This window comes from Methanomethylovorans sp., from assembly GCF_041447285.1.
In the GTDB taxonomy this organism is placed as follows: domain Archaea; phylum Halobacteriota; class Methanosarcinia; order Methanosarcinales; family Methanosarcinaceae; genus Methanomethylovorans.
This window is the reverse complement of record NZ_JBGMEB010000008.1, coordinates 44,077-65,202: the sequence shown is the minus strand read 5'-3', so window position 1 is coordinate 65,202 and position 21,126 is coordinate 44,077. Positions and strand designations below refer to the sequence as shown.

20 protein-coding genes are annotated in these 21,126 nt (G+C 41.0%); 11 read left to right on the top strand and 9 right to left on the bottom strand.

Annotation, left to right across the window (positions count from 1 at the left end):
* Window positions 1-12 precede the first annotated feature (12 nt).
* The 3 genes from ACC612_RS05500 (at window position 13) to ACC612_RS05490 (ending at window position 2,967) form a co-directional block, all read left to right on the top strand.
* Entirely contained in the window at window positions 13-813 is an 801-nt protein-coding gene (locus ACC612_RS05500; protein ID WP_371853489.1) for a bifunctional fructose-bisphosphatase/inositol-phosphate phosphatase, read from the top strand.
* A gap of 4 nt (window positions 814-817) precedes the next feature.
* Complete coding sequence (locus tag ACC612_RS05495; RefSeq protein WP_371853488.1) at window positions 818-1,648, top strand: NAD(+)/NADH kinase; 831 nt, start codon at window positions 818-820, stop codon at window positions 1,646-1,648.
* 146 nt (window positions 1,649-1,794) lie between these two features.
* Window positions 1,795-2,967, top strand: a complete 1,173-nt coding sequence (locus ACC612_RS05490; protein WP_371853487.1) for a homocitrate synthase family protein — start codon at window positions 1,795-1,797, stop codon at window positions 2,965-2,967.
* A 7-nt stretch (window positions 2,968-2,974) separates the two neighbouring features.
* Here ACC612_RS05490 and ACC612_RS05485 read toward each other — a convergent pair whose 3' ends face one another.
* The 3 genes from ACC612_RS05485 to ACC612_RS05475 form a co-directional block, all read right to left on the bottom strand.
* Complete coding sequence (locus ACC612_RS05485) at window positions 2,975-3,538, bottom strand: TIGR00288 family NYN domain-containing protein (RefSeq protein ID WP_371853486.1); 564 nt, start codon at window positions 3,536-3,538, stop codon at window positions 2,975-2,977.
* 131 nt (window positions 3,539-3,669) lie between these two features.
* Window positions 3,670-4,113, bottom strand: a complete 444-nt coding sequence (locus ACC612_RS05480; RefSeq protein ID WP_371853485.1) for a hypothetical protein — start codon at window positions 4,111-4,113, stop codon at window positions 3,670-3,672.
* Window positions 4,082-4,954, bottom strand: a complete 873-nt coding sequence (locus ACC612_RS05475) for a rhomboid family intramembrane serine protease (RefSeq protein WP_371853484.1) — start codon at window positions 4,952-4,954, stop codon at window positions 4,082-4,084. The genes ACC612_RS05480 and ACC612_RS05475 overlap by 32 nt, the downstream gene beginning before the upstream one ends.
* A 494-nt stretch (window positions 4,955-5,448) precedes the next feature.
* Between ACC612_RS05475 and cdhA the strand changes: the two genes are divergently transcribed.
* The 6 genes from cdhA to acsC are packed head-to-tail and all read left to right on the top strand — an operon-like array spanning window position 5,449 to window position 13,356.
* Window positions 5,449-7,863: a CO dehydrogenase/acetyl-CoA synthase complex subunit alpha gene (gene cdhA, locus ACC612_RS05470; protein ID WP_371853483.1), complete on the top strand. Its 2,415-nt coding sequence runs from the start codon at window positions 5,449-5,451 to the stop codon at window positions 7,861-7,863.
* Window positions 7,863-8,372 carry a CO dehydrogenase/acetyl-CoA synthase complex subunit epsilon gene (cdhB, locus tag ACC612_RS05465; RefSeq protein ID WP_371853482.1) on the top strand — a complete coding sequence of 170 codons (510 nt, stop codon included), beginning with the start codon at window positions 7,863-7,865 and terminating at the stop codon, window positions 8,370-8,372. The genes cdhA and cdhB overlap by 1 nt, the downstream gene beginning before the upstream one ends.
* 31 nt (window positions 8,373-8,403) lie before the next feature.
* Entirely contained in the window at window positions 8,404-9,828 is a 1,425-nt protein-coding gene (gene cdhC / locus ACC612_RS05460) for a CO dehydrogenase/CO-methylating acetyl-CoA synthase complex subunit beta (protein WP_371853481.1), read from the top strand.
* 12 nt (window positions 9,829-9,840) lie between these two features.
* A complete protein-coding gene (locus ACC612_RS05455) occupies window positions 9,841-10,593 on the top strand; it encodes an AAA family ATPase (RefSeq protein ID WP_371853480.1) in 753 nt (250 codons plus the stop codon).
* 27 nt (window positions 10,594-10,620) lie between these two features.
* Entirely contained in the window at window positions 10,621-11,943 is a 1,323-nt protein-coding gene (gene cdhD, locus ACC612_RS05450; protein WP_371853479.1) for a CO dehydrogenase/acetyl-CoA synthase subunit delta, read from the top strand.
* Between the two features lie 3 nt (window positions 11,944-11,946).
* Entirely contained in the window at window positions 11,947-13,356 is a 1,410-nt protein-coding gene (gene acsC / locus ACC612_RS05445; RefSeq protein WP_371853478.1) for an acetyl-CoA decarbonylase/synthase complex subunit gamma, read from the top strand.
* A gap of 59 nt (window positions 13,357-13,415) precedes the next feature.
* Here acsC and ACC612_RS05440 read toward each other — a convergent pair whose 3' ends face one another.
* The 3 genes from ACC612_RS05440 to ACC612_RS05430 form a co-directional block, all read right to left on the bottom strand.
* Complete coding sequence (locus tag ACC612_RS05440) at window positions 13,416-14,318, bottom strand: C1 family peptidase (protein WP_371853477.1); 903 nt, start codon at window positions 14,316-14,318, stop codon at window positions 13,416-13,418.
* Window positions 14,319-14,426: 108 nt separating this feature from the next.
* Window positions 14,427-16,049: a hypothetical protein gene (locus ACC612_RS05435; protein WP_371853476.1), complete on the bottom strand. Its 1,623-nt coding sequence runs from the start codon at window positions 16,047-16,049 to the stop codon at window positions 14,427-14,429.
* Between the two features lie 62 nt (window positions 16,050-16,111).
* Window positions 16,112-17,599: a hypothetical protein gene (locus ACC612_RS05430; protein WP_371853475.1), complete on the bottom strand. Its 1,488-nt coding sequence runs from the start codon at window positions 17,597-17,599 to the stop codon at window positions 16,112-16,114.
* A gap of 794 nt (window positions 17,600-18,393) precedes the next feature.
* On the opposite strand from ACC612_RS05430, the gene ACC612_RS05425 reads away from it, so the two are divergent.
* Window positions 18,394-18,750, top strand: a complete 357-nt coding sequence (locus ACC612_RS05425) for a hypothetical protein (protein ID WP_371853474.1) — start codon at window positions 18,394-18,396, stop codon at window positions 18,748-18,750.
* Window position 18,751: 1 nt separating this feature from the next.
* Here ACC612_RS05425 and ACC612_RS05420 read toward each other — a convergent pair whose 3' ends face one another.
* The 3 genes from ACC612_RS05420 to ACC612_RS05410 form a co-directional block, all read right to left on the bottom strand.
* On the bottom strand, window positions 18,752-18,925 hold the full coding sequence (locus tag ACC612_RS05420; protein ID WP_371853473.1) for a hypothetical protein: 174 nt from the start codon (window positions 18,923-18,925) through the stop codon (window positions 18,752-18,754).
* Entirely contained in the window at window positions 18,925-19,086 is a 162-nt protein-coding gene (locus ACC612_RS05415; RefSeq protein WP_371853472.1) for a hypothetical protein, read from the bottom strand. Before ACC612_RS05415 ends, ACC612_RS05420 begins: the two co-directional genes overlap by 1 nt.
* Before the next feature lie 171 nt (window positions 19,087-19,257).
* Window positions 19,258-19,431 (bottom strand): hypothetical protein, encoded by a 174-nt coding sequence (locus tag ACC612_RS05410; RefSeq protein ID WP_371853471.1) that lies wholly within the window; start codon window positions 19,429-19,431, stop codon window positions 19,258-19,260.
* 180 nt (window positions 19,432-19,611) lie between these two features.
* On the opposite strand from ACC612_RS05410, the gene ACC612_RS05405 reads away from it, so the two are divergent.
* Window positions 19,612-20,871: an FIST signal transduction protein gene (locus tag ACC612_RS05405; RefSeq protein ID WP_371853470.1), complete on the top strand. Its 1,260-nt coding sequence runs from the start codon at window positions 19,612-19,614 to the stop codon at window positions 20,869-20,871.
* The last annotated feature ends 255 nt before the right edge of the window (window positions 20,872-21,126 follow it).

The window sequence follows — 21,126 nt, the reverse complement described above, 5'->3', positions numbered from 1 at the left end:
ACCCATTCTTTTATGCAAATCGATACCAAGCTGCTGGGACTTTGTGAGAGGGTATCTGCAGCCTCATACAACGCCATAAAGAATCTTGTGGGAACGCCTGAAGCAGATACTACTTTGTATATAGGCGCTGATGGTACACCCACTAAACTCATTGATGAAGTTTCTGAGAGTGCAATATTCCAGGAATTACAGAATGATGGTCGCTCCATGCGCGTAATTAGCGAAGAGTTTGGAGAAAAACAGATAGGAAGTAATCCTGAAATGACTATTGTAATGGATCCACTTGATGGAACCCACAATGCTTTGGCAGGAATACCTTTCTATAGCATTTCAATAGCAATTGCTAATCCTTGTCATGATGGTATCAATTTTGGATATGTCAAGGACCTTGTGACAGGAGATGTGTATTGTGCAGAACTTGGAAAAGGAGCATACCTAAATGGACAAAGAATACATACATCAGAGAATTCAAATCTAATGGAGTCTTCTATCAGTGTATATGGCTATCGTCATAATGTAACCAAGACAGCCAATATCAGTCAGGCCATAAGGAGGATACGCATACTTGGATGTATATCTCTTGAACTGTGTTATGTTGCCTGTGGAAAGCTAGATGCATATATAGATGTGAGGGGCTCTTTACGCCTCACAGATGTTGCAGCAGGCAAACTGATCATAGAAGAAGCAGGAGGTATGGTGACTGATGAAAAAGGTTGTAAGCTGTTACTTCAGGATAATTTTATAAATCAAGTTTATATGGTAGCCACAAACGGTATATTCCACCAGAGTATCCTTGAAATTGCAGGGAGATGATGAGATGCTCAAGAAAATAGGAATCGTATCAAGATATGACAGACCTGAAGCACTTGAGATGGTAGAGACAATTATTGCCCGTTTCAGGGATCAAGTTGATATATTCCTCGCTCCCAGGACAGCCCAGCATCTGAAGAATAAGCACCCTTGCATGGCAATAGATTCTATGCGAAAAGCAGGAGTGGAGCTTATAATAGTAATTGGAGGAGATGGAACTGTGCTTCGAACTATCTCCAAAATGGATGATCCTCTGCCTTTGCTCGGTATAAATATGGGTACATTGGGATTTTTGGTAGATGTGAAACCTGAGGATGCCATTGAAACCATCGAAAATGTACTTAAAGGTTTTACCTACATAGAGCTTTCAAGGCTTGCTGTAAAGCTTAATAATGAAAATCTTCCATGTGCCACAAATGAACTGGTACTCATAACTTCAAGAGCTGCAAAAATGCTCTCTTTTAGTATTTGCGTAGATGACTCTCAGATAGATGAGCTTCGGGCTGACGGCGTAGTAATAGCAACGCCTACGGGCTCTACTGCTTACGCCATGAGTGCGGGAGGGCCTATTATTGATCCTAGGGTAGATGCGACATTAATAGTACCTCTTGCTCCATTTAAGCTTTCAGCAAGGCCCTGGATCGTACCCGGCAGCAGTAAGATCAAGCTTACAATGACAATTCCTGAAAAAGAGGCTGCTGTTGTACTAGATGGGCAACACACATACCATGTACATGAACATGATGTAATAACTCTCACAAGAGCTGAGAATCCTGCACGTTTTGTGAAAATGCCACTCGATGGTTTCTACGAGAAAGTGAAAAGTAAGCTTTCCTGAGATTTTCCTTCATTTTCTTTCAAATGGTAGCAGCATACCGGTCATTTGGATTATAATAGTATCGCTTGATTGCGAAAATTATATTTAATATCCTTGCGAATTTGCAGCTATAGAAACATTAAGACCTTTTTGAATGTGATAGATATATGAATATACATAAAGATTACTCACAGAATGAATTGATGCAGTTCCTTAATCTAAAACCCCTTGATATCGAAATATGCGATGTGACATTGCGTGATGGAGAGCAGACTCCAGGAGTGGTTTTTACAAGGGAAGAAAAAATGGATATTGCAACCGAACTGGATGCAATCGGTGTAGATATAATAGAATCTGGCTTCCCTGTGGTCTCAAATACCGAAAAAGAAATTGTCAAAGATATTGCTAATATGGGACTCAATGCCAAGACATGTTGTCTGGCACGTTCCAAGGTGAGTGATGTAGAAACTGCCATTGATTGTGACGTAGATTTTGTGAGTATATTCATTGCAATGTCAGAGCTTCATCTGAAGTACAAATACCACAAAAGCTATGAAGAAATGTTCGCTCTTGCCATGGAAGCAGTGCAATATGCAAAGGATCATGGATTGGGAGTAAGGTTTGCTGCTGAAGATGGTAGCAGAACTGATATAGAAACTCTAAAACGAGCTTTTCTTGCTGCAGAGGAATATAAGGTCAACTATGTCAGCATCGCGGATACGATCGGTATTCTCAACCCAAGCAGTACATATTATCTTGTGAAAGAGATAAAAAAGGTTGTCAAGACTCCATTATGCATGCATTGCCATGACGATCTTGGCATGGCCACAGCCAATACGCTTGCAGCTGCAGAAGCTGGTGCTAAACAGTTGCATACTACTGTCAATGGTATAGGAGAAAGAGCAGGTAACGCTTCTCTTGAAGAAATACTGGTAGCTCTGCGAGTACAATACAATATAGATAGATATGACACAAGAAGGATTACAAACCTATCTAAAAAAGTAGAGAGATACTCTGGTATCAAACCCGGTGTAACAAAAGCAGTCATAGGCGAACATGCATTTTCCCATGAGTCTGGCATCCACGTTTGTGCAATACTCGAAGAACCAAGAACATATGAACTGTTTAGCCCTGAAATGGTAGGTGGACAACGCCGCCTTATTGTTGGTAAACATACCGGGATGAAGGCATTAAGAGGAATTGTTAAGAGCATGGGTTATGATCTAAGCAGGGAAGCATTATGCACCCTTATCGAAAAAGTGAAGAATAGTGCCGAAACAAAATACGGTATTTCCAGTGAAAGATTGGAAGAAATGATAAATGAGGTCAAGAACACTTGACCTATCTTTATTCTGATACAACATCTAATTCTTTAACACGCTGTGACTTTTCAGGAGCACATGTATAAAAATCATCATCATAGAAATTCATTTCGTTGTTCTCAAGGATGATCACATAATCTGCCGAGTTCCTGAGAGCCGCAGAGAAACCCGGTTCAACCCCGAACAAAATGGTTTCTTTCCCGTTCTCATTAGCCTTACTTAACAACGGCTTAAAGTCGGCATCTCTGGTCACAAGAGCAAGAGTATCAATGGTAGGGTTATACACTAACTCCATACCTTCCACCGCAAGGCGTACATCGACATCACTTGAACATATGATAGGCTCAAACCCATTGTTCTCAATGGCTTCAACAAGTTTATCCGATGCGTACTGGTTGAGGAAAACTTTGCCTACCTTTACATTACCGTACTCTTTTAATACATCCCGTATCTCTTCAAGATTTACATTGAACTCTTTGCGAAGAACATTTGGTCCGTCTACGAGAAGACCTATCCTGCGCCTTCCTACCTCTTTTTTAGTGCTTAGGTATCTGACAATGGAATTCAATCCGGTCTTTACGTTCTGCATATTGTCACTCACTATAGTGTAGTAATACTAATTTTCTTATAATAAGCAGCATCTAATAAGTATTATGCGTAGCTGAGTTTTATAGTTTTGTGTATAAAGGTCAGTATTTATGATAATAGCGCCTACACATCTCAGCCAATAAGTTTTTCCATAGATGTGCATTTTACATCCGCCTGCTGTAGCTCCGGTTCTGCAAGCCTGAAATAATTTATCATCCATTGCCCCTGCATTTTGCGGGTATAAAGTATCTCTCCCCCTTTTTCAGCGAACTGATCAAGGATTTCCTTGAATTGATCAAGCTCCATCTCGGAAAGCTCTATGAAGCTTATGCCGTCAAGCAACCAGTTATACACTTCAAGAAGAATCACTTCACGAACTCTTTTAAGACCTGAAGTTGCCATGAAATCATTTTTATAGACCGTTCTTTTCAGTTCAGGTGACCAGCCTGCAAACACTTCACGCATGTCAATGAAAGTTATAGGTACCTCTTCACCTTCCAAAGGTCTTGGATAGCTCGTTTTAAGACGGGAAGGACTCTCCAGGTCACCACCTTCGATAATAACTATCATAGGCATTGTTATATTTTTTCATGCTCTTTTTAAGATGAAAACCCATGAACAATCCAACAAGCGTTCCGCTTAGATGTGCTGTATGAGCCACCATATCATTAGATCCCATCAGAGCAAAGTCAAGAACTGCAAAGAGCAGCAATGCATACTTTATTTGCATAGGTATGAAATATACATAAACTCTGAGATCCGGAGCAAGAACTGTAAGGGCAGCAAAAACCCCCATTATCGCACCACTGGCACCTACCACAGCTGCAGAAGTATCTGAAACTGTCAAACAATATCCCAGAGCAGCTACAATTCCAGAGATAAAGTATACTTTTAAAAATGTACTGTTGCCGACACGATTTTCCAGTTCGCGCCCGAAGAAAAATAAGACAAGCATATTGAAGAACAAATGACCAAGGTCCACATGCAAAAACATGTGGGTAATTATTGTCCATGGCCGTACCAGTATCAGTTCAGGCGTCAGCTTAAAAAAATTAAAGAAAGGGGCTCCCAAAAAAATATTCCCAATAAAGAATGATACCAGACAAATATAGATTATACTCATTGACGGGCTATTTTTCATTGAACTCATAATGTTACCCCAAATGCTTCGGACTACACTCTTTGCAGCTTTCCTGGTCGTAGTACGTAGCATATCCTTGAATAGATCATCATGATCTTTGTTACTGGTGCTGCCGGCATATCCTGAATGCCTCTTAGCAAATTCCAACCCCTGGCATGCATGCTGTTCCGGCAACCTGTGAGACATACAGAAGTTATTCCCACAAAACCTGCATCTAAAAGGCAAAAGCTCTTTTTTACCACATATCCAGCAGCTATCATCTGTGTCTTTTGCCAAATTATCCTCTATGCCTAGTTATAGGCACATAAAATAAAACAGTTTCTGACAGAAAAGAATACAAAAACGAGTAAACTTGGCTGGCAATACGGGTTTTATCTGGCCGTTCATGATACCGAGCTACTTGGATCAAACTTATGCAACAGTTTTCTGTAAGAGTCTTTGATGAATATCTAATGGAGTTTATTTATCACGAATTTACATATATGAATCTATCATGAAAAATCATGATAAGGTAGCTTTATATGTTACTACTACACATCTGGATTTTGACTCATTGTAATTACTTGTTTTGTAAACACATATTAGTTTATACTATGCACCGATTCATCACGAACAATCGTGATAAATACGGGAAATGCTTTTATACAGGATTGTTCATTAGGGTGCTAACGAATACTTGTATAAAGGTATTACGGTTGAATTGTTTTGTAACATAATTTGCTATGGAAGATCTTAGAAGTATGCAGTGGATTTAAAGGAGGGCAAAACACATGAGCAAAATAACAACAGGTAAGTTCTCCATCGAAGACCTGGAGAATGTCCAGATCACGATCAACAACATAGTGGGCGCTATAGAAACAAAAGCCAAAAATGAAGGCGTTGAGATGGGCCCAACTCCCAAACCAGGTGTTTCCGGCCTAAGGGACTGGGACTACAAATTGTTGTCTCGTTATCAGCCAGTATACACCCCTGTTTGTGACCAGTGTTGCTATTGTACATATGGTAAATGTGATTTGGGTGGAAACAAGGAAGGAGCTTGTGGTATCGACCTAGGAACTCACCAATCAAGGGAATTCCTTTTGAGAGTAATTACTGGTGCTGCAGCCCACTCTGCCCACGGGCGCCATCTGCTGCATCATTTGATAGATCTGTATGGAAAAGACCATCTAATCGACGTAGGACCTTCAAACCTGTTTGCACCTAACATTCAGATGGTTACAGGTATTACACCAAAAACACTGGGAGACCTCGAGGAAGTAGTAGAATACGTTGAAGAGCAACTAATGCAACTTCTCTCAACTATCCATGCAGGGCAGGAAGGATCAGCCCTTGATTTTGAATCAAAGGCAATGCATGGAGGAATGCTTGACCATGTGGGTATGGAAGTATCAGATATTGCTCAGATTTCATGCCTTGGAATGCCAAAATCTGATCCGGAAGCGCCGCTCGCAGAAATAGGTATGGGATGTATTGATTCAACAAAACCTGTACTTCTGGTCATAGGACACAATGTAGCAGGCGTAACCTACATAATGGACTATATGGAAGAACACGGACTTAATGATAAAATAGAACTTGCCGGACTCTGCTGTACAGCTATTGATATGACCCGTTATAAGACGGAAGATCGCAGCCAACCACGAGCAAAGGTAATAGGTTCTATGGCAAAAGAACTCAAGATGATACGTTCCGCTGCCCCTGATGTTATAGTGGTGGATGAGCAGTGTGTCAGACCAGATGTCCTTGATGAAGCAAAGAAGCTTTTCATACCCGTTATCACCACCAATGAGAAGATAATGTATGGTTTGCCCAACAGGTCAAAGAATACTGCTGATCAGATCATCGAAGACCTCTCTAGTGGGAAAGAACCCGGAGCTCTTATACTGGACTTCGATCTGCTAGGAGAAGTAGCTCCCCGCCTTGCAATGAAGATGGCACCAATAAGAGAGGCAAAAGGTATCAAGTCCCTGCCTTCAGAAGAAGAGCTGAAAACATTGACTGCCTCATGTGTACAATGCGGTGCCTGTGAACTGGTATGCCCCAATAATCTGCCCATAATGAACGCAATGACAGCAGCTGCCGTGGGGGACATCACCAAATTCGAGAAACTGCATGACCATTGTATAGCTTGCGGACGTTGTGATCCTGTGTGCCCCAAGGATATCCCAATTCTCAACGTGATAGAAAAATCTGCACAGAAAGCCATCCGTGAGGAAAAGGGAAAAATGCGGGCTGGCAGAGGACAGATCAGCGACCCCGAGATCCGTGAGGAAGGCGTTAACCTGGTCATGGGTACTACACCGGGTATTGTTGCAATGGTTGGTTGCTCCAACTACCCCGAAGGTACCAAGGATCTATATACTGTTGCAAATGAGATGCTGCAGAGGAATTACATCGTAGTCATGTCAGGATGTTCTGCCATGGACCTTGGAATGTATAAAGATGAAGAAGGAAAGACACTCTATGAGAAATATCCTTCCAAGTTCCTTGCAGGCAACCTCATAAACGTGGGTTCCTGTGTTTCCAACTCTCACATAACGGGTACTGCCATCAAGGTTGCCGCAATATTTGCTCAGAGGAACATCACAGGTAACTTTGAGGAAATAGCAGACTACATCATGAACCGTATCGGTGCCGTAGGTGTGGCATGGGGAGCATACTCTCAGAAAGCTGCAGCAATAGGCACAGGATGTAACAGGCTTGGCATCCCAGTCATAGTCGGACCGCATGGTTCAAAGTACAGGCGCGCACTCATCGGTAAGCCTTACAACGAAGAGGACTGGAAAGTGTACGATGCCCGCAATGGAGAAGAAATGCCCATTCCTTCTTCACCGGAATTCCTGCTTACAACCGCAGAGACCATTGAAGAACTCATGCCCATGATCGCAAAGAACTGCATCAGACCAAGTGATAACAATATGGGACGTATGATCAAGCTCACTCACTATATTGAACTGAGCCAGAAGTATCTGGGTCATCTACCCGAAGATTGGTACAAGTTCGTCAGAGTAGAGACTGACCTTCCGATCACAAGGCGTGAGGAACTGCTGAAGATCCTGGAAAAAGAGCATGGATGGGAAATAGACTGGAAGAGAAAGAAGATCATCTCCGGCCCCACTATGAAGCTGGACGTGTCTGCACAACCTACCAACGTAAAGAGACTCTGCAAGGAGAGTGTGTGCTGATGGTGGACACTACAAAGAACACAATGATATATACCACCTGGGGATCCAGGAATGCAAAACCAGTGCAGCCCTTGGTGGCTGCTAAACTTATTTCCAAAGCCAAAAGACCATTGCTGGTAGTTGGTGCAGAAGCCCTTGAGAGTGATGTGATCAGCAAGGCTATAGATATCGGAAAGAAAGGTATACAGATAGCTGCAACTGGTCATTCCATGCAGGGATTCAAGGATCAGGATGTAAGTGCAAAATATGTCAATATCCATTACCTTGCACACTATCTTGGAGATAAGAACTGGAATGGACTGGATGGACAAGGATCCTATGATCTTGTGATCTTCCTTGGACATAAGAAATACTACGTCAACCAGGTACTATCAGGACTTAAGAACTTTACTGATATCAAAACGCTGGCTATTGACAGACATTATTTACAGAATGCAGATATGTCCTTCGGAAACCTTAAACCTGAAGACCATCTTGAGGCACTCGATGAACTTATATCTAATCTTTAAATCATGATAAATAAATCGCGGAGAAAGTAAAATGGCAGATGAATTCCCTTTTGAGATATCTCCTATGTTCGAAGGAGAAAGGATTAGAAAGGACAATATGCATGTTGAGCTTGCAGGTCCGAAATCCATTGGTTTCGAGCTGGTAAGGGCAACGGATATGAAAGATGTGGAAGATGGCAAATTCACACTTATAGGTCCTGATCTTTCGGAAATGGCTGAAGGTTCCAGATACCCAATTGCTATGATATATAAGATAGCAGGTGAACTTGTGGAAACTGATCTGGAATCAATTGTAGAAAGAAGGAACCACGAATTCCAGAACTATATCCAGGGTTTTATGCACCTTAACCAGAGAGACGATGTATGGTTAAGAGTAAGTAAAGATGCAATAAAAAAAGGCCTCACTTCCTTTGAACATGTAGCAAAAGCCATAATGATGCTTTTCAAGAACGAGCTTCCATTTATAGAGAAAGTTGAAGCTGTATATATTACAGACCAGGCAGAGATCGAGAAAGAGATCGAAAACGCCAGAGCTGTCTATAAAGCAAGGGATGAAAGGACAAAAGGTCTGCATGATGAAGATGTTGATACATTCTATGGCTGTACCCTTTGTGCCTCATTTGCACCAACCAATGTGTGTGTAATCACACCCGACAGGATTTCCCTTTGTGGTGCAATTAACTGGTTCGATGGCAGAGCAGCTGCAAAAGTAGACCCAGAAGGACCACAATTTGCTATTGAGAAAGGAGAACTTCTTGATGCAGCATCCGGAGAATACTCCGGAGTTAACGACCTTGCAAAACGCTTGTCCAGCGGTGAGTATGATAGGATAAAGCTACACTCTTTCTTTGAATATCCCCATACTTCCTGCGGTTGCTTTGAAGTAGTAGGTTTCTACATACCAGAAGTTGATGGTATTGGCTGGGTGGACAGAGACTTTGCAGGTACTGCACCTAATGGTCTGCAATTCTCTACCATGGCCGGACAGACCGGAGGAGGTAAACAGGTTGTTGGTTTCCTTGGTATTGGTGTTAATTACTTCCGTTCCCCCAAGTTCATCAGTGGCGATGGCGGCTGGGACCGTGTAGTATGGATGCCAAACATGCTGAAACAGAAGATACTGGATAGCATACCTGAAGACATCAGGGACAAGATCGCAACCGATGAGAACATAAAAGATATTGAATCCTTGAAGAACTTCATTAAGGAAAAAGATCATCCTGTGATCAAGAGATGGGTCGTCGAAGAAGAGGAAGAGACCACAGAAGAAGAGGAAGAAAGCCAGCCTGCTGAAGCACAATATTATCAGCCGATGCAGTATGTACCACAACAGATGCCAGCGGGTTTTATGCCTTCCATGGCAATGATGGGCGGTTCTGGAAGTGGCGGTGTGAAGATCATACTGAAGAACGCAAAGGTGACAGTAGACAAGATCATCGTTAAGAAAATAGAGTAATAGGGGCCTATTGTGACCAGAATAATAGCAGTGACCGGGAAAGGTGGTACTGGCAAGACAGCCATCACCACTTTACTTATTCGACACCTCACCAGAGGCAATAAAGTGGTTTTGGCGGTTGATGCTGACCCAGACACAAATCTTCCTGAAACGTTGGGCTGTGAGATCCACAGGACCATTGGTGATGTGAAAGAGTTCATGCATGATGAGAGGGACAATCTCCCTCCTGACATCAACAAAGAATCCATTCTTGAATCCAAGCTCTATGAGGTGCTGGAAGAGATGCCAGGATATGATCTGCTGGTCATGGGCCGTCCGGAAGGGGCTGGATGTTACTGCTATGTGAACAATCTGCTAAGAGGCATAATGAATAAGCTTGTGGGCAACTATGATGTGCTTATCATTGATGCTGAAGCAGGGCTTGAACATTTCAGCCGAAAAATATTCAAACAGGTTGATGACCTCATAGTAGTAACTGATGGATCACGCAGGGGTCTTGGAACTGCTGAGCGTATCCGTGAGCTGGTAGGAGAACTGGAAACTGATGTGAATCACATATATGTGATCGCGAACAAGGTTACTGACAGTACCCGGGAAACGATTGCTAAGACCGCTGCACAACTGGGACTAGAACTTATAGGGATGGTCCCAATGGATGAAATGATAGTACAAAAAGACCTTGCAGGGCAGCCACTTATGGAGCTATCTGACGACTCTCCTGCTGTTAAGGAAGTAGAGAATATTTCCCGGAAATTAAATTTGTAAAGCTCTTTGATTTATGGTGGAATGAATATGGCAAAGAAAACCAAACTTACTGATATAGCGAGCATATTCAAAGATTTGAATATCGAATCTCTTGATGGCGTAACCATCGAGGGAGATATCGAACTGAATATTACAGGCAGTGGCGGGCTTAATCCTGCATTGGCCTATGCGCTTGGACAAGAGATATCACAGATATCTCTGCACATGGCTAACATTGGAAGGATACTTGGATATCCGGTAGACCAATTATTCGCCCAGGGTGCTGGCATGGGAATTCCCGGTGTTCCGACACCTACCTCAAAGGCAACAATGCAAGAGTTATTGTCTGCTAAATTCGAAGTGTCAAAAGTAAAGAACTGGACCAATCCTATACAGGAAGTAACACTTGGTGCAACCTCCGCTGACGGTGGCTCAAGGAAGAGCACTGTCACACTCGGAGGAGAAAATGCCCTTCCATATTACTTTGATGCAGAAATGCCCCATCGTAACTACATCACTATGGATGTCTTTGACATGCCCATAGGTATGGCCAAGGCTGTAAAATCTAATTATGAAGATGTCATCAACGACCCGGCAGAGTGGGCAAAGAAAGTTGTCAGAGACTTCAATGCAGATATGGTTACAATACACCTGATTTCTACTGATCCGCTTATAAAGGACACATCAGCCCGCGATGCAGCTAAGGTAGTGGAAGATGTGCTGCAGGCTGTGGACGTACCCATAGTAATCGGTGGTTCCGGTAACCCACAGAAGGACCCCGAAGTACTGGAAAAAGCTGCAGAGGCTGCGTCAGGTGAACGTGTATTGCTTGCATCCGCAAGTCTGAACCTGGATTATGAGAGAATTGCAAAAGCAGCTGTAGATAACGGTCATGTCGTGTTGTCCTGGACACAGCTTGAAATCAATGCACAGAAAGAGCTTAACAGAAAGCTTATGAAGCAGTGTAATGTCCCAAGAGACAGCATTATAATGGACCCAACAACAGCAGCCCTTGGTTATGGCCTGGATTATGCTTACACCAACATGGAACGTATAAGGCTCGCTGGTCTGATGGGCGACGACGAACTCACATTCCCAATGTCCTCAGGCACTACCAATGCATGGGGTGCCCGTGAAGCATGGATGGTTTCATCACCACTGCCACAGGACTCTGAATGGGGTCCCAGGGAATACCGTGGTCCAATATGGGAGATCATTACCGGTTTGGCCTTGTCCCTTGCAGGCAATGATCTGTTCATGATGATGCACCCAACTTCCGTACAGGTGCTCAAGGAAATCACACAGACACTTTACGGTTCCATAGAATCAAAACCTGTGGATATAAGCAACTGGATAGGAGCGGAGGTGTAAAACATGAAGATCAACAGTCCGCTTGAAGCATATAAGTATCTCCCAGCTACAAACTGTGGTGAGTGCGGTGAACAGACATGTATGGCTTTTGCTGCACACCTGATCGATAGATCCAAGAAACTCACAGAATGCAAGCCAATCCTTGAAGAAAAGTTTGCCAAGAAGTTCAAAGAACTGCAGACACTTCTTGCTCCAGAGATCCGTGAAGTGGAAGTAGGCGTTGGTGAGAAGGCAGTGAAGATAGGTGGAGACGATGTATTGTATCGTCACAGACTTACATTCTTTAACCAAAATGCACTCGCCTATGATGTATGGGACACCATGCCTGAAAAGGAGTTTGTGGAAAGAGTCAAGAAGATCGATGACTTTAAGAAGTTCTACGTGGGCAGCTTCCTTACCCTGAACATGGTAGCTGTCAGATGTGTATCAAAGGACCCTAAGAAGTTTGCTGATGCGGTGAAAAAGGTCATTGAAAATACAGACTTGCCAATGATTTTGTGTTCTTTTGATCCGGCAGTACTGAAAGCTGGTCTTGAAGTTGCAAAAGACAAGAACCCACTGTTATATGCTGCAAACAAGGATAACTGGCAGCAGGTTGCAGACCTTGCAATTGAATACAATGTTCCGGTGACATTGTTCTCACCTGATGACCTGGATACTCTTAAGTCCCTTGCAGTGACATTTGCAAAGATGGGTACTGAAAAGCTCGTGCTTGACCCGGGAACATTCCCCACAGGCAAGGATCTGAAGAAGACATTCACCAACTTCTTGAAGATAAGAAGAGCCGGAATCGAGGGTGACAAGGACATTGCTTATCCGATCATGGCAGTTCCGCTTACTGCATGGATGGCACAGGATGATGCGGTCAGTGCCTCATATTGGGAAACTGTCGTTGCATCTATATTTACCATAAAGTATGGGGATATAATGATAATGCACAGCCTCGAGCCCTATGCTCTGCTGCCACAGCTGCACATAAGGGACACCATCTACACAGACCCCAGAAAGCCCGTAAGCGTACAGCCAGGAATGAACAAGATAGGCAATCCTGACAAGGACTCGCCTGTGCTGGTAACAACCAACTTTGCTCTTACATACTACACCGTGGAAAGCGACCTTGCTTCCAGTAAGATCAATTGTTACCTTTGGGCCATAGATACTGACGGTCTGGGTGTGGAAGCTGCAGTAGCCGGTGGTCAGCTTACAGCAGCCAAGATCAAGAAAGGTATCGAAGATTCCGGCTTTGACCTTAAGAACGATACAACCCATAACAGCATAGTCCTTCCGGGTCTTGCAGCACGTCTGCAGGGTGACCTGGAAGATGAAACCGGTGCAAGAATATTGATTGGGCCTGCAGACTCCGGAAGGCTCCCTGGCTGGATGGAAAAGAACTGGCCTCCAAAACCAAAGTAAAAATATAGTGTCCGTGTTTTACGGACCCTATTACCTATTTTTCTTTTTAGTTTATTGATTTATACAAATCTGCCTGTTTCCACCCAATCCTGTTTGATCATTGACCAGAAATCCATCGCTTCTTCTTCCAGTACATACTTGTATGGAAGCCAGCCATAACCTTTATCGCCCCATTCTTCACTCCAGGAGTTTCTGATAAGAAGAGCACCTTTACACCCTTCATCAGATATAGCGTTCTCTATCACTATGTCGTCATCATACCCGACTGCAACGATCGCATGTCCTCCAAGCACTCTTTCATTTGAAGACGGGAAAGGTATTTTACCAGATTCGTTTGCCTGCCTTATTGAATCAAATACCGTAAAGCCGAACATAGACGGTATGCCTAATGCAAGGGATTTCTTTACGCTTGCAAGGACATCTTCCGGCGAGGTGTGCGCAGGATCATGTCTGAAATACTTCAGAGCCTTATAGTTTCCCGCGAAAGAGTAACAGAAAGGATTTGGGTCCATATCAAATTCAGGATCATAATCTGTATAAGGCCAGTACTCCTCAGGAGGAGCCCCGAAAAGGACAAGTGCCCCCATGGTAGTTCTCAATTCTGCTCCACTGTCCCCTACCCATCCACCAAGGGTTCTTGTGGTCTTATAAATAAACAGTCTGGAAGCATCAAGATATTTTCCATAAGCTCTTTTCTCGAAATATTCCATGATCCCTGTTGCCGCATTTGCTGTACATGAACCCAGATTCTGCTGGTCTTCAATTTCTGAACACCATTTTCTGAGATCTACAGTTTCTGGAAGGTCAATTTTCGCTTTTGTCTTCAAACTGATAGCAGACAGGAACTTCTGCATCTCTTTAGATTCGTCCTTGTGTATTTCCTTATGTTCGATCGTGTAATCCCGGAAACTGGGTCTGTCCGGGATCCATCCCATTCTGCCATATTTCTTTGCTAATGCCATTTTCTTAACCCCCTTTGACATTTTTAAATAATGGTGAATCGGTAACTACCTTTTTTGTAGACCTGCGCACCATAAAAACAAACAAACAAACAAACAAACGAATATCATCTAAGTATTCCATGCTAATGTATCATCAGGATCTGGTGACTTTGGTACCCTCTTGCAGACGAAAGCCAGTACTGCAACTCCATCCATATTGTAAGCCTCTGTTATCAGATCATTGTTAGAAGGCCCTGAATGTTCGACAGATATCGGAAGGGCCGGAGAGAATGGTGTTTTTATTGTCATTCCAACATATTTTTCTGAAATATAGCTCTTTTTTTCTTTTAACTTAATATTAAGTGTAGCCTGTGAGTCAACTGGTTGAGCCAAAGGTTGCTTGAAGCTACTTATCAAAAGAGACGACTTAAAAGAAGAAGAAACAGGTCTACCCCTTATTGAGGTCGTCGCTGCCATTGTTCTGAAAGATCTAGGCGCCGCTTCGGCAACTGAAAATCTCGAGACTGCCTTTGGACTGATCTCAACTCCGGTCCTTACCGGTGTGATATCAGATACAAGACGACTTTCTATTGTCACAGGTGTTCTGCTCATCTTCAGTGTCTGTATCGGAGTTATACTGAAAATTGGTAATACAAGTAGTTCAGATCCTGCTTTTTTCTTTCTTGTAACTATAACATTTCTTACGACAACCATACTTGTTATATAGGCAGGTATCTTTCCTTTGCGAGGTAAATTACCATCAGAAATTACCACATCTTCTGACAACTTCCAGCATCTGGATGCAAAAAATTCCGGCTTGTACCATGGACGTATTACAACGACATTGTTGTACTCCAGAGAGCATGATTCAATATCATTACTTCCCTGGCTGGTATTAAAAAGGTTCTTCAATTCAACAGATGCATTTTGAACAAGGTTTGCAATTTCCTCTTTTGTTAAAGTCAGCTTAGTCCAGGGTAAATTTGTATCGAAAGCATCAATGGGACTAAAAAACGTTGTGCAAAAACCTATTCCTAGACCATTAAGATCAGGTATTTCTGAAATATCAATTTCATCCAAATATGCCTGCCGATATAGATCAAGGTATTTTCGGAGTTCCAGAGTATTTTTTATTGCCTGGTTGTTTTCCACCTCTACTTTAAATCCTAAATTCTTCCAATCTGCATCTGCCCTATTTTTAATATCCACCAGTTCTTTTTCTCTATAGGCAGCCCATTGCTGTTTTAGTTTGTCGCCCTCTGGTCCAGTTGAGTTCTCGACAGTTATTTTTTCGTTAAGATAAGTATTTACCGCGTTTTCATAAACTGTTTTGTACTCATAATATTTTGTTACCGCTACGGAATTAACAGGAATTTCAGTACCATCTTCTTCTGTCTTTAGATCGGTCAGGAAATCAATTGCCTGATCGAGTGATTTATTTTCCGCTTCGGATAATCCACTTACAGCAAAGAGGGATTTTTTCAGAACGGCTTTTAGCTCGTCCCAGAGCAAACTGGATGCATCCGCTGAAAATGCTGCACTGTCCTCTGGAATGATATTCAATAGTCTTGCAAAATCCCCTTTATTGTTCAGTTGTTCCTGCAGAGTCAATCCACTGACAGATGGATCTTTCATAAAATTTAAATACCTGTAAGGGAACCCGATCCCTAAAGGAAATGTAAGGAACTTATCCTCTTTTTCAAAGATCATTCTCAGCTTGGTAGCAAGCGCCAGCGATATTTTTGATTCCATAGATTTCCCACCATGATCTTAAAGAAAAAATAGGAGAAACATAGTTTCTCCAGTACAGATTATTACTCCTCACCCCCAACAAATTGCTCAGGCTTGATCTCGGGGTTGGGATTCGGAGACTTTGGAATAATGTTATTTATAAACCCAACCAATTGCATACCGTCTATTACGATGCTTCCGCCTTCGTTATGATAACTTCCGTTCCTCGTTTCACTGCCATGAGAATAGGAACCGCCGATAAAGAAAGGTCCCCAGCCAACAGCACCGCCTCCGCTAATCTGTTTATTGATATACTGGCTCTGGCTGTCCCATTCACTGAGGCTGAAGCGGACATTTCTGACAAACAATGCAGTTATCGGATAAGCAACCAGCCTGCCAATGGGTTTCTCCGCCCCATCTGAAACTTTTTTATCAAAATTCAGATCCCATATTTTATCTAAGGTCCATGCCCTCATAGAGAAGAAACCGGGATCGAACCATGGCCTAACTATGGGGATCTGCGTGAATTCCAATGATGCACTAAATCCCGTGGCTTTGGCACTGGTATTCACTTCAACTTTTGAACCTGAAGCTCGGCCCCCAATTGAGAATAATCCAAAGCTAAGCCCGCCTCCTGCACTCCATTGACTTGTATTCTTGTTAAAGTGAGTTTCATAATCACCTTCATAGAAGGAGAATCTGGTCCATCCCGGACTGGTTGCAAAATTTCCGGGTATCAAGGTGGTATAGTAGAAATCTCCGGCTGTCCCTTCCATAGTACTTGTTAACAAGCCATTTTTGTACTTATTAAGCAGATCCTGTTTGTACAAAACCATGCTCTTTTGCGTGACCTGATCTATGTAGGCATTTATTTGCTCATATTCATTTTTATATCCCTGCGATACCCATGCCATGTACGCAGCTTCCATTTTGCTGCGGATGAACTTGGATTTATTTGTCCATGCAGCAACTCTTCGTATTGCTTCTTGATCGCTGCCTTTTGCACTCTGAGCATCGATCAATAAGTTCATGTACTCATCTGCAGCGTCTATATAATCATTCATTTTAGCAATATAGGCCAAGGTCATCGGACCGGGTTCAGTGACTGTTTTCTGTTCATCTGTAATAATATCTGTCACTTCTTTTGTTACAGACAACAGATCCCTGAACTTTTTAATCTTCTCTTTTTCTTTATCACTGAGTTCATTGTCCAATACCCTGCTATATTTCAATACATCCCTGTATACCGAACTGATCGTATCCTGAGTAGTCGTAAATATTGTCTGCTGCATTGTAGTATCTACAAACTGATTATTTACATCAGGAATGTAATCGAACATCTTGGATAATACAAAGGCTTGATGCTGTAGATCCCTGGTTGCTTCTGCACTGTCACCAATAAGTCCTTTGGAACAGAACAAGAAATCTGCTGGTGTAAAAGGAATTCCCGGAAGCATCCAAGTTACAAATTTGTTCCTCGGCATCTGGATATTGCCATCATTGCCTGTAATCGTTGAATAGAGTTTAGCTGTTAAAGCCTGCATTAAATCTGCAGATACATCTTTTGCCATATTATACCCTCCTTGTGAAACTAGTTCAGGAGGTTGGATATTAAAGACCATTACAAAAATAACAAAGTTTAAACATCGGTTTATATGCCTGTTATAAGAAACTGACTGAAACTAGATGTTTACCAAAACCCTCTATAGTAATCCCTATAGTAAGATATGAAATGGTACGATCCCAATCCCACTAGTTTGTCACCCCATTAGAAGTTAAACATCATGAAATATATACTTTGTGATATAATTTTAGATATCCTGATTTCTTATATTGAGCCTAAAAATAATTTAAATACGCAGCCGTAAAACATCTAATTAAGTCAACTGGAAAAATAGAATTTTACCCATTATTTTTGGATATCTGTAGATTGAATGCTGAAGTCTATGAATTTCTTCTTAATACTAATAAGCCATTCGCTTGGAACACATCAACAAGCTCATGAAATATATACTTTGTGATATAATTTTAGATATCCTGATTTCTTATATTGAGCCTAAAAATAATTTAAATACGCAGCCGTAAAACATCTAATTAAGTCAACTGGAAAAATAGAATTTTACCCATTATTTTTGGATATCTGTAGATTGAATGCTGAAGTCTATGAATTTCTTCTTAATACTAATAAGCCATTCGCTTGGAACACATCAACAAGCTAATGTAAAGGCAAGAGAACAATCAGTGAGATTTAAATGACCTCTATTAACACCGACCAATCCCAAATGTTTGCATAGAATAACTTTATACTGGCATGCATAAACAAAACATAATTATAGTACTTCTTTATTGTCTTATTTGGTTTATCATGTCAGAGATAGTTCGCCAAAAAAACAGTATAGAGTTAACAAAAGACTGCAAGCACTGTGTCATCCTCGGTAAAGTAGAGGATGTAGCAGATGAATACATCTTAAAGCTTGCACAATGGGCCACATCTCTATGGGACTATGAAAAGATTAAAATGTGGAAAAAATCCGATACTTTGAGCCCAGGTTACTACATTAGAATGGCTGAGAAAGGGGCATACAAAGTACATGTACTTGATGAAAACATGATGAAGGACCTTTTCGACAATGCGAGAAAAGATAGCCCTGCAAGATTAAAAGATTGGGATAAGAAAGAACTTATCGTCTATGTGGATTGGTATGTAGATGATATCTGTTGAATCAGAAATTTACATCATCCACACATGTGAAATACTCAACTGCTTCCAACCATTTTTCCCTGTTTTTCCTTAATTCAACGACCCCATCGCCATTTGCCCCTTCGTACATCAGTGTCAGGCTTTGCTTACTCTTCAAAGTATTTTCTAGCAATATTGTCTCTGCATTCGCTTTCATTAGTTTGCTACCTCCACAAGGTTCTTTCCATGACAAAGATCCTGGTTTGTTTCACATGCCCTGAGATATTGACAATTACCTGTCATTTTGTAGATGATACAATCAGGGCAATAGTGGAATTTGTTTTCCTGTGAAAAACCCATTACTTCTATCATACACATGCTTGAACCCCATCCCGTTGAACAGGAGAATAAATGGTCTCCTGTACTGAAGTGATTCTCCCACATTTTCTGCAATAAGAGAAGAGATTTGAGCCTAACTGCTGTCTCTTCAACTCTGATGAACAGAAGTTACATATTTGCTGCATACTTACCCCCTTATTTCACTGTACTTTACTTGCCAATGATTCCACCGATCATAAATCGGTAGATATCCAGTTCTTCGGTGGTGAAAGGACTCTCAATACGACCATTAGTAATTGAGTGAAACACATTTTTTTCACCACGCTCAAATTCTTCAGTATTCATTCTCTTTTTCATTTGTTTGCTCCATTTCTCTTTGTACATGCTATAGTAAGTAATTAGACCTTATATATGTTATCGAAATATTCTATATTTATTTTTGAGAAATATAGATATCATATAGACTTCTGCGCGAAATAACAATACATAGCAAGATCAGTGAATTATTTAGGATTAACCAATGAGCGTTTATAAAAAGAATAAGATAATATAATGTAATATAATATGAAATATATCCTCATTTTCAATCAATATCATGAGTTACAGAAAACATTTGGAAAAGCCATTGTAATTCATGATATTGTTGAATATGATTTACCATCAATTCGAATGCTAGAGGAAGACATGTATTTACCAAATGCGAATGTTCAAGATATCTGCAATACCATAAAGGAACTCAGAATCAATTACAATGAAACTGCAATTATATTGCTCTCTCAGAACCAGCTTCCAAATATTGACTCTTTAATATCTGAACTGAACACAATAGAAATTAATTTTATTGGAGGTATCTTCCCGGGACTAATATACGATTCTAAAGTATACCACACAGGAGCTATAATCCTGATTATGCCTACAATGCAACCTCCTGTTCTTATAAAAAGTATCAGCAAGTCATCAAACGATCTGGAAAACCTGATAGATTCATTTGAACCTATGAGCAGAGATAACACAACTGCATTTATAATCGTTGACTGCATGTCTTCTAATATATCTTCGTTTCTTTCTTCACTATATAATAGACTTGCTGATTCTGTTAAATATATCGGATGCGGTGCAGGGTTTTTGGACTTTGAGCAGAAACCGTGTATTTTTACTCCCGATGGTTTCTTTGAAGATGCAGCCACAATATGTTTCCTTGACACAAAATGTAAATTAGGTGTACATCACGGATGGGAAAGGTATAGTGGCCCAATAATTGTAACAAAAAGCGAAGGAAATGTGATCAAAGAACTAAACTGGAAAAATGCTCTATCAGTGTACGAAAGTGCAATTGAAGATGATGCTAAAAAAGAACTAAAAATGAATAATTTTTATCAAATCTCCAGTCATTATCCATTTGGAATATATATAGAGGGACATGAAGATATTATAAGAGAAATATTCAGAACAAATGAGAAAGGAGAACTTTTCTGTGCTGGGGAAGTACCTGAAAATACAATACTAAACATAATGAAGAGCAACAAATATTTACTTATAAACTCTGCAGAGCAAGCTTTAGAAGATTGCTTAGTTCAAGAAAACATGGAAATTCAACACTGTTTTGTTATAGATTGCATTGGAAGAGCCATATTCCTTCAAAATTATTTTGATGAGGAACTTAGAGCTATTAAGAATATATTAGGACTTAAAGGAATTAATATTACAACAGAAGGAGTGCTATCTGGAGGAGAGATTGCTTCAATGAATGGAGATATGCTTGAATATTTGAGTAAGACTATTGTGGTAGGAGTATTTCATGAATCAACAGATAGATGCATGTAGTTCATAGACAAGGAAATTTGAAAGTAGCCATTTTTTTGAAGACTCGTGACCATAAATAAAATTAATCAAAAAGTAATTAGATAAAGTATTTCTAGCATCGATTACTACATTAATATTATACCACATAAAGATATATAAATGTGCAAGAATAACATCGTTAAATAAAGGGCTCTTGGATACAATTCCCAAAAGGAAATACAAACTTAGTTGACATTACTTTAAAATATGATCATAATCAGAGGTTTTGATGTATAT